General features: G+C 68.4%; 11 protein-coding genes and 1 tRNA gene. 5 read left to right on the forward strand and 7 right to left on the reverse strand.

Going from position 1 to position 14,298, the window contains the following annotated elements:
* The first annotated feature begins 224 nt into the window (after positions 1 to 224).
* Positions 225 to 1,445: an acetyl-CoA C-acetyltransferase gene (locus G5C60_RS44050; protein ID WP_165268729.1), complete on the forward strand. Its 1,221-nt coding sequence runs from the start codon at positions 225 to 227 to the stop codon at positions 1,443 to 1,445.
* Between the two features lie 284 nt (positions 1,446 to 1,729).
* Positions 1,730 to 2,512: a hypothetical protein gene (locus G5C60_RS44055; protein ID WP_165268747.1), complete on the forward strand. Its 783-nt coding sequence runs from the start codon at positions 1,730 to 1,732 to the stop codon at positions 2,510 to 2,512.
* 106 nt (positions 2,513 to 2,618) lie between these two features.
* Here G5C60_RS44055 and G5C60_RS44060 read toward each other — a convergent pair whose 3' ends face one another.
* Positions 2,619 to 2,930 (reverse strand): hypothetical protein, encoded by a 312-nt coding sequence (locus tag G5C60_RS44060; RefSeq protein WP_338146100.1) that lies wholly within the window; start codon positions 2,928 to 2,930, stop codon positions 2,619 to 2,621.
* 102 nt (positions 2,931 to 3,032) lie between these two features.
* On the opposite strand from G5C60_RS44060, the gene G5C60_RS44065 reads away from it, so the two are divergent.
* On the forward strand, positions 3,033 to 3,263 hold the full coding sequence (locus tag G5C60_RS44065; protein WP_165268731.1) for a DUF4287 domain-containing protein: 231 nt from the start codon (positions 3,033 to 3,035) through the stop codon (positions 3,261 to 3,263).
* A gap of 131 nt (positions 3,264 to 3,394) precedes the next feature.
* Here the strand turns inward: G5C60_RS44065 and G5C60_RS44070 are convergent, their stop codons facing one another.
* The 3 genes from G5C60_RS44070 to G5C60_RS44080 form a co-directional block, all read right to left on the reverse strand.
* Positions 3,395 to 4,309: a Bax inhibitor-1/YccA family protein gene (locus G5C60_RS44070; RefSeq protein ID WP_165268733.1), complete on the reverse strand. Its 915-nt coding sequence runs from the start codon at positions 4,307 to 4,309 to the stop codon at positions 3,395 to 3,397.
* Positions 4,310 to 4,504: 195 nt separating this feature from the next.
* Positions 4,505 to 5,680: a 4-hydroxybenzoate 3-monooxygenase gene (locus G5C60_RS44075; protein WP_165268735.1), complete on the reverse strand. Its 1,176-nt coding sequence runs from the start codon at positions 5,678 to 5,680 to the stop codon at positions 4,505 to 4,507.
* A 213-nt stretch (positions 5,681 to 5,893) separates the two neighbouring features.
* Positions 5,894 to 5,980: transfer RNA gene (locus tag G5C60_RS44080), tRNA-Leu, on the reverse strand.
* Between the two features lie 395 nt (positions 5,981 to 6,375).
* On the opposite strand from G5C60_RS44080, the gene G5C60_RS44085 reads away from it, so the two are divergent.
* Together G5C60_RS44085 and G5C60_RS44090 are read left to right on the forward strand one after the other, a co-directional pair.
* The gene (locus tag G5C60_RS44085) at positions 6,376 to 7,146 is read left to right on the forward strand and encodes an ATP-binding cassette domain-containing protein (protein WP_165268737.1); all 771 of its coding nucleotides are present in this window, start codon (positions 6,376 to 6,378) and stop codon (positions 7,144 to 7,146) included.
* Between the two features lie 181 nt (positions 7,147 to 7,327).
* Complete coding sequence (locus G5C60_RS44090) at positions 7,328 to 9,868, forward strand: ABC transporter permease (RefSeq protein WP_165268739.1); 2,541 nt, start codon at positions 7,328 to 7,330, stop codon at positions 9,866 to 9,868.
* Positions 9,869 to 9,928: 60 nt separating this feature from the next.
* Here the strand turns inward: G5C60_RS44090 and G5C60_RS44095 are convergent, their stop codons facing one another.
* From G5C60_RS44095 to G5C60_RS44105, 3 genes are all read right to left on the reverse strand, one after another.
* Positions 9,929 to 11,218: an SAM-dependent methyltransferase gene (locus G5C60_RS44095; RefSeq protein ID WP_165268741.1), complete on the reverse strand. Its 1,290-nt coding sequence runs from the start codon at positions 11,216 to 11,218 to the stop codon at positions 9,929 to 9,931.
* Positions 11,219 to 11,404: 186 nt separating this feature from the next.
* The gene (locus G5C60_RS44100) at positions 11,405 to 12,820 is read right to left on the reverse strand and encodes an NAD(P)/FAD-dependent oxidoreductase (RefSeq protein WP_165268743.1); all 1,416 of its coding nucleotides are present in this window, start codon (positions 12,818 to 12,820) and stop codon (positions 11,405 to 11,407) included.
* A gap of 423 nt (positions 12,821 to 13,243) precedes the next feature.
* On the reverse strand, positions 13,244 to 14,206 hold the full coding sequence (locus tag G5C60_RS44105) for a Ppx/GppA phosphatase family protein (RefSeq protein ID WP_165268745.1): 963 nt from the start codon (positions 14,204 to 14,206) through the stop codon (positions 13,244 to 13,246).
* Positions 14,207 to 14,298 lie beyond the last annotated feature (92 nt).

Below are 14,298 nucleotides of genomic sequence, written 5' to 3' on the forward strand. Positions count from 1 at the left end.
GGGGCGGGGTTGGGGAAAAGAAACTTCCACCCGGACCCCCGCGCGACAAAGCAAGCGCTTAGAAAAAAGCGGCCGGGGTCACACGGCGATACCCGTGACCTCTACGGTACGTGCGGGTAACTTCCCAGACAGCCCTGCCAACGTCCGCCTCGTACTCCCGCCCGCCGCCCGACCACCACCCCTCAATGAGGCGCTGCGCGCCGCCCCTTCTCATTGGAGCCGTAATGCCCGAAGCCGTGATCGTCTCAGCAGCCCGCTCCCCGATCGGCCGCGCCTTCAAGGGCTCACTGAAGGACCTGCGCCCGGACGACCTGACCGCCACGATCATCGAGGCCGCCCTCGCCAAGGTGCCGTCGCTGGACCCGAAGGACATCGACGACCTGATGCTCGGCTGCGGCCTCCCCGGCGGCGAGCAGGGTCACAACCTCGGTCGCATCGTGGCCGTACAGATGGGCATGGACCACCTCCCGGGCTGCACCATCACCCGCTACTGCTCCTCGTCGCTCCAGACGAGCCGCATGGCCCTGCACGCCATCAAGGCGGGCGAGGGCGACGTCTTCATCTCCGCGGGCGTGGAGATGGTCAGCCGGAGCGTGAAGGGCACGAGCGACGGGCTGCCCGACACCCACAATCCCGTCTTCGCCGACGCCGAGGCGCGTACCGCCGACGTCGCGCAGAGCGAGGGTGCGAGCTGGCACGACCCGCGGGAGGACGGCCTTCTCCCCGACCCGTACATCGCGATGGGGCAGACCGCCGAGAACCTGGCCCGCCTGAAGGGCATCACCCGCCAGGACATGGACGAGTTCGGCGTCCGCTCGCAGAACCTCGCCGAGGAAGCCATCAAGAACGGTTTCTGGGAGCGCGAGATCACCCCGGTCACCACCCCGGACGGCACGGTCGTCGGCAAGGACGACGGTCCCCGCGCGGGCGTGACCATGGAGGGCGTCCAGGGTCTGAAGCCGGTCTTCCGCCCGGACGGTCTCGTCACCGCCGGCAACTGCTGCCCGCTCAACGACGGCGCCGCCGCCCTCGTGATCATGAGCGACACCAAGGCCCGCGAGCTGGGACTGACCCCGCTCGCCCGGATCGTCTCCACGGGCGTCTCGGGCCTGTCCCCCGAGATCATGGGCTACGGACCGGTGGAGGCCAGCAAGCAGGCCCTCGGCCGGGCCGGACTGACCATCGAGGACATCGACCTGGTCGAGATCAACGAGGCGTTCGCCGCCCAGGTGATCCCGAGCTACCGCGACCTGAACATCCCGCTCGACAAGCTGAACGTCAACGGCGGCGCGATCGCGGTGGGCCACCCCTTCGGCATGACCGGTGCCCGCATCACCACCACACTCATCAACTCCCTCCAGTTCCACGACAAGCAGTTCGGCCTGGAGACGATGTGCGTCGGCGGCGGCCAGGGCATGGCGATGGTCATCGAGCGCCTCAGCTGAACCCGTACGGGTAACCGCGGTTGAACCCAGCGTGAGCGAACCGGTCCAGAGCCCAGTAACCCCCGGGGCTCTGGGCCGTTTTGTGATCCAATCTCCCCCAGGATGTGACCTATCTCCCTCCGGAGGGAGATGTGTGCAGGTCAGAACCGTTTCCCTGGGAAACCTCGGGCTAAATATCCTGTCCCTTTCGTGACGTTACGCACTGACAGGTGGATAGTCCGCCGTTCAAGCTGATGTAGGAAGTCGGGGGTCGACTTTGAACCGGGAGTACGTCAGTGAGCGCCATCTCTCTTGCTCTATTGCTCACCGCGGCCGCCGCCCTGGCCGTGGGCGTCGCCACCCTGCGCGCCGTACTCGGGCTGCGCCGGCAGATCGCGTCCCTGCACACGGATCTCTCCGCGAGCCGTGCGGCGGGCGCGCGCGCCGTCGTGCCCGCGGCCCGGGCAGCCGCGGACACGGACGAGATACGCGCTGCCGTCGCCGAGGCGCTCGCCGAGGAGCGGGAGCGGGAGCTTGCCGAGGCGCGGGCGTTCTGGGCCGCCCAGGAGGCGCGTGACGCCTCGGACGCGCCCACCCTGCTCGGCCTGCCGGACAGCGAACTGTTCCTGCCGCGGCAGTCGGATTTCGCGGGCCTGGACCATCTGGAGTCGGTGACGGAGCCCGGCGCCGACACCGAGGAGTTCGCCGCGGACTCCGCCGAGCTGGCCGCGGCCCGCCGCCGCCACCCCTCGCACCCCGACTTCGTTCCGGTCCAGTCACCGGTCGTGAACGACCACGAGCGTACGGTCGCCTGCCTGGAGGGCCTGGCCGAGTCCCGTACGGAACTGACCGACGTCCGCCCGGGCCCGCTGGGCACGCTCGACGTCTACGTCTTCGCCGACGGCACCACGCTCTGCATGACCCCGGGCCACCGTGAGACCGCGGAGCAACTGGCCGCCGCCCTCCGCGACGGCGAGACCCCGGTGCTCCTGGGCGGCTCCGGAATCTCCGGCGCGTACGCCCTGACGTTCGCGTGGGGCGAGGAGAACGTCTATATCCTCGCGGACCGAGTCATAGCGTCGCTGTAAAGCGCCGGACCACAGCAGCGCCCCATAGGGGCGCGGGGCTGTGACATTTGCGGCTCCGCCGCGTGGGCGCGACCAGCCACAAACAACCCGCAGTCGCGCACGGCCATCACACCCCCGCCCGCTTCTGCGCCTCCTCCACAAGCCGCACCGCCTCCGTCAGCTCGATCTCGTTTTTCAGCACGAGAGCGAGATCGTGTCCGGCGACGGTGATCTGGTCGGCGGCCGCGAACATACCCGCGTCGGGCATCTCCCGCAGCGGCCCCTGAGGATCCTCAAGGCGCTGGGCACGCAGTGCCAACTCCCTGGCCAGACCCAGCGCTTCGGCCGCCGCACCCCTCTGGAGCCGGCTCTGCGGAGCGGCCCGCAACCGGTCGGCGAAGTGGTCCACGGCACGGGTCAGGGGGGTGGTATCGAGCACGCCGCGAGACTACGCGCCTTAACCGGACTGTTGCCAACACGCCAACCCTCAGGCACCGTGACCTGAAGGACCGGCTTACATTCCATGCGTCCGGAGGCGCCGATGTCCCAAGTCTTCTCCGAGGAGACCCATCGCAACATGCTCGCTCGCATCCCCCACTGCACCGGTCGTGAAGTGTCCGACTGGTTGCGCACCGTCGACGAAGGCCCCGCTCTCTTCCGTTTCGAGGAGAAGGTCAGCTGGCTCCGCGCCGAGCACAACCTCGCGTACGGCCACGCCAAAGCGATCATTCACGAGTACGACCTGAGGAGGGCCGCGCGCAACCTGCTCTGAAGCGCGCACGAGGGACACGTCATCCCAACAGAACAACCAGAACAGAGACCAGAACAAATGAAGGGCCCGCGAACCAGAGGTTCGCGGGCCCTTCGAGCACTACCCGACCGGTGGTGGTCCGGGCGGACCTGCTAGTCGTCGCCGCTGAAGATGGCGACCAGACGCAGCATCTCGATGTAGATCCACACGAGGGTCATGGTCAGGCCGAACGCGGCCAGCCAGGACTCCTGGCGCGGCGCGCCGTACGCGACGCCGTCCTCGATCTGCTTGAAGTCGAGCGTCAGGAAGAACGCGCCGAGGATGATCGCGATGATGCCGACGATCGCGCCGAGCGGACCCATGCTCCGCAGTCCGCCGTCCTCGGCGACGCCGAACGCCACCATCAGCAGGTTGACCGCCATGACCAGGATGAACGCGATGGCGATGGCCATACCGATGCGTGCGTACCGGGCGGTGACGCGGACCCAGCCCGCCTTGTAGACGAGCAGGGTGGCGCCGGCGACCGCCATGGTGCCGAGCACCGCCTGGAAGGGCGCACCCGACCAGCGGCTGTTGAACATCTCGCTGACGACACCGAGGAAGACGCCCTCGAAAGCGGCGTACGCAAGGATCAGCGCGGGCGAGGCCTTGCGCTTGAAGACCTGGATCAGCGCGAAGACCATCGCGATGAGCGCCGCGCCGATCGCCAGGCCGTAGCTGGTCGACGAGACCGGCAGCAGGGCCCAGGCGAGGACGGCACCGACGGTGACCGTGCCGAGGGTCATGGCCGAGCGCGCGATGACGTCGTCCAACGTCATGCGGTCGGCGGTGGGCGGGGCCTGCGGCGGAGCGCCGTGCTGGACGTCCTGCGGGGCGTACGGGTTCTGTGCGTAAGGATTCTGCGCGTACGGGTTGCCGCCCTGCGGGGCGTACGGGGAGCCCTGTGCGTACGGGTTCCCCTGCGTACCGACAGCGGGGCCCCCGGCCTGCGGCTGGGCGTTGAAGCCCGCGTAGCCGTTGTCGCGGCTGAACCCCCGTCGCGAGAAGACCGGGTTGCTGCTCCTCATTTCACTCCTCCATGGCCACCCTGCGTGGCTCTGGCTCAAGAGTAATGGGTAGGCAAAGGAATGCCTCTAGTGCTTGGGGAGGATCTTTCCTCTGTTGTGACCGCGAACGCCAGTGTTCAACCCAGCATTCCCGGCACCGTTACAACGCCGGTACGGCCTCTTCCGGTTCCCCCGATCGTGGCTGTGATCCACGGCTCACTCCAGCGGGAAGCCCGTGTAGCCCTCGGCGAGGTCCTGCTCGGCCGAGCGCGCGGTGGCGATCCGCTCCAGTCGGGCGAGCTGGATGCGGTCCTCGAAGGGGGTCGCGTCGGGCGCGCGGTGCAGCAGGGTCGTCATGGCGTACGAGAAGCGCTCGGCCTGCCAGACTCGCCGCAGACAGGTCTCGGAGTACGCGTCCAGGCGCTCGGCCGATCCGGTCTCCTGGAGGTGGACGAGCGCCCGAGCGAAGGTCACGACGTCACCGACGGCGAGGTTCAGTCCCTTCGCTCCGGTGGGCGGCACGATGTGGGCGGCGTCCCCGGCGAGGAAGAGCCGTCCGTGGCGCATCGGCTCGTGGACGTAGGAGCGCATCGGCGTCACGGACTTCTGCGTGATCGGGCCCCTCTGAAGCGTCCAGTCGTCGGCAGTCTCGAAGCGGCGCTCCAGCTCGTCCCAGATCGCCTCGTCGCTCCACTCCTCGGCGTCGGTGCCCTCGGGCACCTGGAGGTAGAGCCGGGAGACCTGCGGGGAGCGCATGCTCAGCAGGGCGAAGCCGCGGTCGTGGCGGGCGTAGACCAGCTCGTCGTGCGAGGGCGGTACGTCGGCGAGGATGCCGAGCCAGCCGAAGGGGTACGTCCGCTCGAAGACCTGCGTGAGTTCCTCGGGGATCGCCTTGCGGGCCACGCCCCAGGAGCCGTCGCAGCCGACGACGTAGTCGCACTCCAGGACGTCCTCGCGGCCCTCGTGCCGGAAGCGCACGCGCGGCCTCTCGCTCTCCGCCCCCTCCACGGCCAGCGCCTCCGCCTCGAAGAGCAGCGGGCCGCCCTCCTTGAGCTGGAGCGCGATGAGGTCCTTGCAGACCTCGGTCTGCGCGTACACCATCACCGACCTGCCGCCGGTGAGGCCGGGGAAGTCGACCCGGTGCCGTCGCCGGTCGAAGCGCAGCTCGATCCCGTCGTGCCGCAGCCCCTCACGGTCCATGCGCTCGCCGGCGCCGGCCGCGCGCAGGACGTCGACCGTGCCCTGCTCCAGGATTCCGGCCCGCTGCCGATGCTCGACGTAGGCGCGGTCGCGGCTCTCCAGGACGACCGAGTCGATCCCCGCGTTGTGCAGCAGCCGCGCCAGCAGCAGCCCGGCCGGCCCGGCCCCGATGATCCCGACGGTGGTACGCATCGGCACGTCCCTTCGCGCTGTTCGTGCGGCAGCATTGTTGATGCGGCGGCATTGCTCGTGGAGCCAGCTTCTAGTAGCTTGTTCGTATAGTGAAATTTACTTCACTTATTTCTGAGCGTGAGTCTCCGACGACATACGGCCGCTGTCAACGGTTGTGCCGTGAAGTCTTCAATGAACGATGCAGGGAAACCGCGGGCCCGCGGGACGATCGGGTGGTGCCCGGAGCCGGACTTGAACCGGCACGCCCTCGTAGGGGCAGCGAGGTTTAAGCTCGCCGTGTCTGCATTCCACCATCCGGGCAGGCCATGGGCTCCGCATTTTTGAGGTTCCGAGCCTATCGGGGCGCATCCCTCGAACAGCGGACGGGCGGCTCGATGTTGTCTTATTTTATTGACGTCTGAGGGTGCATCAGCCCACCGTACGGGCGATCGGCACTTGCCACGAGCCCTTTCACGCAGCCCTCGCGGCACATGCGGAATGACGCGAATTCACCGCCCGAACGAGGGTCATCCGACGATCCGTCACCTATGACCCCGTCAGGGGTACGGGTCATCCCCAGGTATGACGTGAGTGCGTACGGTCCGACCGAAGTCGCCCCTCGGAACCAGGACAGCGGCTGACTACACGGCGGTCACCGGCGACGACGATGGAAGCCAAGTCCCCACTCGTCGTCGTACCGACAGGAGCTCTTCTCCGTGACCACCACTCCCATCGCACACCGGGCCACCGCTGTGGCCGCGCGCGCCTCGGATCTGTCGAAGGTCTACGGACAAGGCGAGACCCAGGTGGTCGCCCTGAACCAGGTCTCCATCGACTTCCGGCAGGCCGAACTCACCGCGATCATGGGTCCTTCCGGGTCCGGCAAGTCCACGCTGATGCACTGTGTGGCGGGCCTGGACTCGTTCTCGTCCGGCTCCGTGCGGATCGGGGACACGGAGCTCGGCTCCCTCAAGGACAAGCAGCTGACGAAGCTTCGGCGGGACAAGATCGGATTCATCTTCCAGGCGTTCAATCTGCTGCCGACGTTGACGGCACTGGAGAACATCACGCTTCCGATGGACATCGCGGGCCGCAAGGCCGACAAGGAGTGGCTGAACTCGGTGATCGGGATGGTGGGTCTGGCCGACCGCCTCTCCCACCGGCCCACCCAGCTCTCCGGCGGCCAGCAGCAGCGAGTCGCCGTGGCGCGGGCGCTCGCCTCCAGGCCGGAGATCATCTTCGGCGACGAGCCGACCGGGAACCTTGACTCGCGCTCGGGTGCGGAGGTGCTGGGCTTTCTGCGCAACTCCGTACGGGAGTTGGGGCAGACCGTGGTGATGGTCACTCATGACCCGGTGGCCGCGGCGTATGCCGACCGGGTTGTGTTCCTCGCGGACGGGCGGATCGTCGATGAGGTGTATGGGCCTACGGCGGATTCGGTGCTGGATCGGATGAAGCAGTTCGATGCCAAGGGTCGTACCAGCTGACGCTGCTGGTCGTGCGGTAGATGGGGCTGCGCCCCAAGCCCCCGGGTCGTGTCTCGGGTGCGGCCCGGTGGGGGCTGGTCGCGCCCACGCGGCGGAGCCGCAAATTGACACAGCCCCGCGCCCCTGAAGGGGCGCCCCCCCCTTGAACCTGCTCTCCCCTCTCCTGGACTGAGAAGACACCATGTTCCGTACTGCCCTGCGCAACGTGCTCGCGCACAAGGCCAGGTTGTTGATGACCGTGCTCGCCGTGATGCTCGGCGTGGCGTTCGTGTCCGGCACCCTGGTCTTCGCCGACACGCTCTCCAACGCCTTCCGCAACCAGTCGGCGAAGAGCTACGACAACGTCGCGGTCGCCGTCACCTCGCACGCCTCGTACGCCGACCCGGACAACCCCGAGGAAGAAGCCGGCCTCTCCGGGAAGACCCTCGACAAGATCTCCGCCGTGGACGGCGTCGCCGGCGTGTACGGCCGAGTCGAGGGCTTCGCCGGAGTCGCCGACCCCGACGGGAAGCTGATCGGCGTCGGCTGGTCCAACAAGGGCTCCAACTTCGCCCCCGGCAAGGACGGCAAGGACACGGCGTATACGTTCACCGACGGCTCGGGCCCGGTGAAGGACGATCAGATCGCCCTGGACAAGGAATCCGCGGCCAAGGGCGAGTACCAGGTCGGCGACCGGGTGCGGGTCGCGACCAACGGACCGGTGAAGGAGTACACGCTCAGCGGTGTGTTCACCACCGAGGACGGCGCCGTGAACGCCGGCGGCAGCCTCGTCCTCTTCGACACCGCGGTCGCTCAGAAGCAGTACCTCAAGCCGGGCTACTTCGAGAGCGTCACCGTCACAGCCGCCCCCGGCGCGTCCGACGCGAAGATCCTGGACGCGATCAAGCCGCTGCTGTCCGACACGGCCGTGGCCAAGACCGGCCAGGCGCTCGCGGACGAGCAGGCCACGCAGATCGAGCGGAATCTGGGCAGTCTCAAGCAGGTCCTGCTCGGCTTCGCGGGCATCGCGCTGTTCGTCGGGATCTTCCTGATCTCCAACACCTTCACGATGCTGGTCGCCCAGCGCACGAGGGAGATCGCCCTGATGCGCGCTGTCGGCGCGTCGCGCAAGCAGATCACCCGCTCGGTGCTCGCCGAGGCCGCGGTGGTGGGCCTGGTCGCCTCGGTGATCGGCTTCGTCCTGGGCATCGGGCTTGCGGTCGGTCTGCGGTCCGGAATGGCCGCGTTCGAGATGAAGATTCCGGACGGCCCGCTGATCCTGTCCGCCACGCCGGTGCTCGCCGCGATCGGCGTCGGTGTGCTGATCACGATGTTCGCCGCCTGGCTGCCCGGCCGCCGGGCCGCGAAGATCCCGCCGGTGGCGGCCATGAGCAGCGTCCACGCGGTGGCGACCACCAAGTCGCTGGTGGTGCGCAACTCCATCGGTACGGCCATCACCGGGCTCGGCGCGGCCGCGATCGTGGCGGGTGCCTCGACCGGCGGCAGCGACGGCCGTATGTACATCGGGGCGGGCGCGTTCTTCGCGCTGGTCGGTGTGATCATCCTGATCCCGCTGCTGGCCCGGCCCGTGATCGCGCTCGTCCGTCCGCTGCTGGTCGGCCCCTTCGGGGTGGCCGGCAAGCTGGCCGGCCAGAACGCGGTCCGCAATCCGCGCCGCACCGGAGCCACCGCCTCCGCGCTGGCCATCGGACTGACGCTGGTGACCGGCCTGTCGGTGATCGGTATCACGGTCGGCACGGCGATCGACAAGATGACGACGGACAACATCAAAGCCGACTACATGGTCTCGATGGCGAACGGCGGGGACCTCGACCAGTCCGCGCTGACGGCGCTGGAGAAGGCCAAGGGCGTATCCGCGGTATCGCCGCAGCAGGACGCCTACTTCCAGGTCGATGACGACTACGTGTCCGCTTCGGCGGTCACACCGGGCGACATCGAGCAGGTCCTGAACGTCGACGTCGTCGCCGGCAACGTCGACTCGCTCGCGAAGGGCCAGGTCGCGGTCGCGGAGAAGACGGCCAAGAGCAAGGGCTGGAAGCCCGGCGACAGCCTCTCCGTAACGTTCGCCGACGAGAAGAAGGCAACACTGACGGTCGGCGCCGTCTACAAGGACAGCGAGTTCCTCTCCCCCGTCCTCATCGACACCAAGATCGCGAACCAGCACGAGGCGAAGCCGTACATCCTGGAGATCTTCGTGAAGGTCGACGGCGGCCAGACCTCGGCGAACGAGCAGGTCCTCATCGACGCGCTGGGCGACAACCCCGCGATCACGATCATGGACAAGCAGGACATCCGCAACGAGTTCGGCGGCGCCATCAACACGATGCTGAACGTCATGTACGGCCTGCTGGCGATGGCCCTGATCATCGCCGTGCTGGGCGTCGTCAACACGCTCGCGATGTCGGTCTTCGAACGGCAGCAGGAGATCGGCATGCTGCGTGCGATCGGTCTCGACCGGCGCCGCGTGAAGCGGATGGTCCGGCTGGAGGCCGTGGTCATCTCGGTGTTCGGCGCGGTCATCGGCATCGGTCTCGGCTCGTTCCTCGGCTGGGCGATCGGCGAGACCATCGCGGAAGCGATCCCGGGCTACGCGCTGGTCCTGCCCTGGGACCGGATCGGGATCTTCCTGGTGCTGGCCGGTCTGGTGGGCGTCCTGGCCTCGCTGTGGCCGGCCCGCAACGCCGCGAAGCTGAACATGCTGAACGCGATCAAGACGGAATAGCCGTACGCGCACAAGGGCCCCGTTCCCGGGAGGCCGGGAGGGAACGGGGCCCTCGGCGTTTCAGCCCCAGGTACGGGCCCGCAGCGGCATCCCCGAAGCGCCGGACTCGGGGGTCTTCACCGCGAGCACCTGGTTCACGCCGATGCGGTTGCGCTCGAAGGCGAGGGCGGAGGCGGCCATGTAGAGGCGCCAGACGCGGGCGCGGCCGGGGCTGGTGAGGCGGACCGCGCGCGGCCAGTCCGCCTCCAGGTTGGCGACCCAGCGGCGCAGGGTCAGCGCATAGTGCTCGCGGATCGACTCGACGTCCCGCACCTCGAATCCGGCGCTCTCGAGCTGCGTGACGGTGCTGCCGATGGGCGCGAGCTCACCGTCCGGGAACACGTACGCGTCGATGAACTCGTCGACCTCGTACGCCGATTCATCGCGCCGCGGACGGCGGCCGATCTGGTGGTTCAGGAGCCGCCCGCCCGGCTTGAGCAGGGTGATCAGAGTCCGCGCGTACTCCAGGTACTGTTCGCTGCCGACGTGTTCGGCCATGCCGATGGAGGAGATCGCGTCGTACGGCCCGTCGGCGACGTCGCGGTAGTCCTGGACGCGGATCTCGACCCGGTCGGTGAGTCCTTCGTCGGCGACGCGCTTACGGGCGTACGCGGCCTGCTCGTGCGACAGCGTGACGCCGACGACGCTCACGCCGTGCTCGCGGGCGGCGTGGATGGCCATCGAACCCCAGCCGCAGCCGACGTCGAGCAGCCGCAGGCCGGGCTTGAGGTCCAGCTTGCGGCAGATGAGTTCGAGCTTGTCCCGCTGGGCGTCCTCGAGGGTGCCGTCAGGGGAGGCCCAGTACGCGCACGAATAGACCATGGACGGTCCGAGGACGATCTCGTAGAAGTCGTTGCCGACGTCGTAGTGGTGGCTGATGGCGCGTCTGTCTGTGCGCTTGGTGTGCAGATGGGTGCGTCGGCGCACCTCCTCGTGGGGCGGGGCGGGCGGCAGCGGGGGTCCCGCCATCATCAGGAGCCCGCGCACGGCTGCCCGTGCCTCGGGATCCCGCAGTGTCTGCGCCAGGCTCCTGGCGTCCTCGCCGCGCTCCCAGACGAGCCCTTCCATCTGGTCGAGGGCGGTGTAGAGATCGCCGTCCACGGTCAGATCACCGGCGACCCAGGCCCGGGCGAGCCCCAGCTCCCCCGGCTTCCACAGCAGTCGGCGCAGGGCACGACGATTGCGTACGACGAGGGCGGGGGCACTCGGCGGACCCGCTTCAGAACCGTCCCAGGCGCGCAGACGCACCGGGAGCGGCACTCCCAGCAGCTGTTCGAGGAGAGTCTTGAGCCGCAGTGCGGCGTCCTGCATGGCGCACACCTCCGTGACGAGGGATCCCGAAAGTCCAACACCACGTAAACACCACGATGGCCGGAGCGCAGTCCCGCAAAAGCGTTACGTCTGGGCAAAATAGATGTAAGGGCCATGCGGTTTTCGCCCCCGCCGCCCCTACCACGGATGGCGGGAGACCCCTACGGGTTGTTCAGCAGCCGGAGGTCAGGAGGCCTTGGCCTTCTCCTCGGACTTGGCCGTCTTGGCCGGCGGAAGCGCGGCCTCGGCGGACTGCGCCACCGCGGGCGCCGGCTTGGCAGCCTCGTAGAACTCCTCGCGCGGCGTCTCGATGGCACCGAGCGAGACGACCTCACGCTTGAGGAACATCGCGAGCGTCCAGTCCGCGAAGACACGGATCTTGCGGTTCCAGGTCGGCATCGCGAAGCCGTGGTAGCTGCGGTGCATGTACCAGGCGAGACGACCCTTGAGCTTGATCTTCATCTTGCCCATGACGATCATCGCGACGCCCTTGTGGAGGCCGAGACCGGCCACCGCGCCCTTGTTGGCGTGCGAGTACTCCTTCTGCGGGAAGCCCCGCATGCCGGAGATCACGTTGTCGCCGAGGACCCGCGCCTGACGCAGCGCGTGCTGGGCGTTCGGCGGGCACCAGGCGTTCTCGACGCCGGCCTTGCGGGCGGCGACGTCCGGCACCTGGGCGTTGTCGCCGGCGGCCCAGATGTAGTCGGTGCCCTGGACCTGGAGGGTCGGCTGGGTGTCGACGTGACCGCGCGGGCCGAGCGGCAGACCGAAGCGGGACAGGACCGGGTTCGGCTTGACGCCGGCCGTCCAGACGATCGTGTTGGAGTCGACCTCGAGGCCGTTCTTCAGCACCACGTGGCCGTCGACGCAGGAGTCCATGGAGGTGGACAGGTACACCTCGACCCCACGGGCCTCCAGGTGCTCCTTGCCGTACGCACCGAGCTTGGGACCGACCTCGGGGAGGATCTTGTCCGCGGCGTCGACGAGGATGAACCGCATGTCCTCACGGGACACGTTGGTGTAGTACTTGGCCGCGTCGCGGGCCATGTCCTCCACCTCACCGATGGTCTCGGCACCGGCGAAGCCACCGCCGACGAAGACGAAGGTGAGCGCCTTGCGCCGGACCTCCTCGTCGGTCGTGGAGTCCGCCTTGTCGAGCTGCTCAAGCACGTGGTTCCGCAGGCCGATGGCCTCCTCGATGCCCTTCATGCCGATGCCCTGCTCGGCGAGGCCGGGGATCGGGAAGGTGCGGGAGACCGCGCCCATCGCGATGACGAGGTAGTCGAAAGGCAGCTCGTACGCCTCGCCGACCAGCGGGGCGATCGTGGCGACCTTGCGGTCCTGGTCGATGGTGGTGACCCGGCCGGTCAGAACTTCCGCCTTAGGCAGCACGCGTCGCAGCGGGACGACGACGTGCCGAGGCGAAATGCTGCCGGCGGCGGCTTCGGGGAGGAAGGGCTGGTAGGTCATGTACGACCGGGGGTCGACGACCGTGACGGTCGCCTCGCCGTAGCGCATCTTCTTCAGAATGCGCCGAGCTGCGTACAGGCCTACGTACCCACCGCCTACTACGAGGATCCTGGGACGCTCCGTGGTGCTCATGCCATCGAGTATCCACCCGCCCCAGGGGGGTCGCTCGTGCGCCCCTTCACAAGCTCGGTCGCACCCTCTGCTACACTGCCCGGCCCGCTTTACCGGGCCCCTGCCTCCGCAGGGGGACCATGATGTGCTTTGGGGTGTTGTCAACACCGCGTGAGCTGCTGTTTGGGACCCGCGATCCGGCTGTACCAGCCGTCCGCCTTCCCGACTTCCCATGCCCCGGAAACGGTCCCGCACACCCCTTCCGGAACCCCGTACGGCCCCAAGGGCGCCCCGGGACGCCAAAACCTCCCCCAGCAGGGCAGATTTCCTTGTGAAGAACTTCACGAAGTTTCTCGGCGGGACGTTTCCGAGGGGGTTTTCGAGCCCCCTCGGGCGCGCTCATACGTTACCCGAACTGCTCAGGCGAGGCTACCTGCGAGTAGCTTACGGGCGCTGCTGGAGCTCCTCCGCCACGGTGAACGCGATCCCGTCGAGGATGTCGTGCTCGCTCACGACGACCTCGTGCGCCCCGATCCGTTCCATGATCGAGAGGAGTACGAGGGCGCCGGCGCCGATGACGTCCACACGGCCCGGGTGCATCGAGGGGATCCCGGCGCGTTCCGCGTGAGTGGACGTCAGCAGGGACTCGGTGATCTCGCGGACGCGGTCGTACGGGACCCGGGAGTGGTGGATGGCGGCCGGGTCGTACGCGGGGAGGTTCTGCGCGATCGCCGACACCGTGGTGACGGATCCCGCGAGGCCGACCAGCGTGTGCGCCTCGCGCAGGGGGACGGTCCGCTCGACGAGGTCGAGGGCCGCCTCGATGTCGGCGCGGATCGCGTCGATCTGAGCCTGCGTCGGCGGATCGGTGACCACTCCGTCGTGCAGGAGGTGGCGCTCCGTCATACGTACGCAGCCGATGTCGACCGAGCGCGCGCCGCGCACGTGGTCGTCGCCGACGACGAACTCGGTGGAGCCGCCGCCGATGTCCACGACGAGGTAGGGCCTGGTGAGGTCGGCCCGTCCGCTCAGTTCCCTGGTCGCGCCCGTGAAGGAGAACTCGGCCTCCTGGTCACCGGAGATGACCTCGGGCTCGACGCCCAGGATGTCGAGGACGCCTCGTACGAAGTCGTCCCTGTTCTCGGCGTCGCGGGAGGCGGAGGTGGCCACGAAGCGGAGGCGCTCCGCTCCGTGTTCCTTGATGATCGCCGCGTACTCCTTGCAGGCGGCGAACGTCCGCTCCAGCGCCTCCGGCGCCAGGCGGCCCGTTCTGTCCACTCCCTGGCCGAGCCTGACGATGGTCATCCGCCGGTCCAGGTCGACGAGTTGGCCCGTCAGTGGGTCCACGTCGGCGACGAGCAGGCGGATGGAGTTGGTGCCGCAGTCGATGGCGGCGACTCGGGTCATGGGCGGTGGTCTCCTGTCGTGGTTCGGCTCCGGGGGGTGCGGGTGGGGTGGGTGCGAGTGGGGCGCCTGCGGCGGGCTCCTTTCCCCAGCCC

Source organism: Streptomyces scabichelini (assembly GCF_011045015.1).
GTDB lineage: Bacteria > Actinomycetota > Actinomycetes > Streptomycetales > Streptomycetaceae > Streptomyces > Streptomyces scabichelini.

Excerpts from the sequence above, each read along its gene's own strand:
- G5C60_RS44050 (WP_165268729.1), top strand. The coding sequence starts at position 225 with ATGCCCGAAGCCGTGATCGTCTCAGCAGCCCGCTCCCCGATCGGCCGC.
- G5C60_RS44065 (WP_165268731.1), top strand. The coding sequence starts at position 3,033 with ATGTCCCAAGTCTTCTCCGAGGAGACCCATCGCAACATGCTCGCTCGC.
- G5C60_RS44070 (WP_165268733.1), bottom strand. The coding sequence starts at position 4,309 with ATGAGGAGCAGCAACCCGGTCTTCTCGCGACGGGGGTTCAGCCGCGAC.
- G5C60_RS44075 (WP_165268735.1), bottom strand. The coding sequence starts at position 5,680 with ATGCGTACCACCGTCGGGATCATCGGGGCCGGGCCGGCCGGGCTGCTG.
- G5C60_RS44090 (WP_165268739.1), top strand. The coding sequence starts at position 7,328 with ATGTTCCGTACTGCCCTGCGCAACGTGCTCGCGCACAAGGCCAGGTTG.
- G5C60_RS44095 (WP_165268741.1), bottom strand. The coding sequence starts at position 11,218 with ATGCAGGACGCCGCACTGCGGCTCAAGACTCTCCTCGAACAGCTGCTG.
- G5C60_RS44100 (WP_165268743.1), bottom strand. The coding sequence starts at position 12,820 with ATGAGCACCACGGAGCGTCCCAGGATCCTCGTAGTAGGCGGTGGGTAC.
- G5C60_RS44105 (WP_165268745.1), bottom strand. The coding sequence starts at position 14,206 with ATGACCCGAGTCGCCGCCATCGACTGCGGCACCAACTCCATCCGCCTG.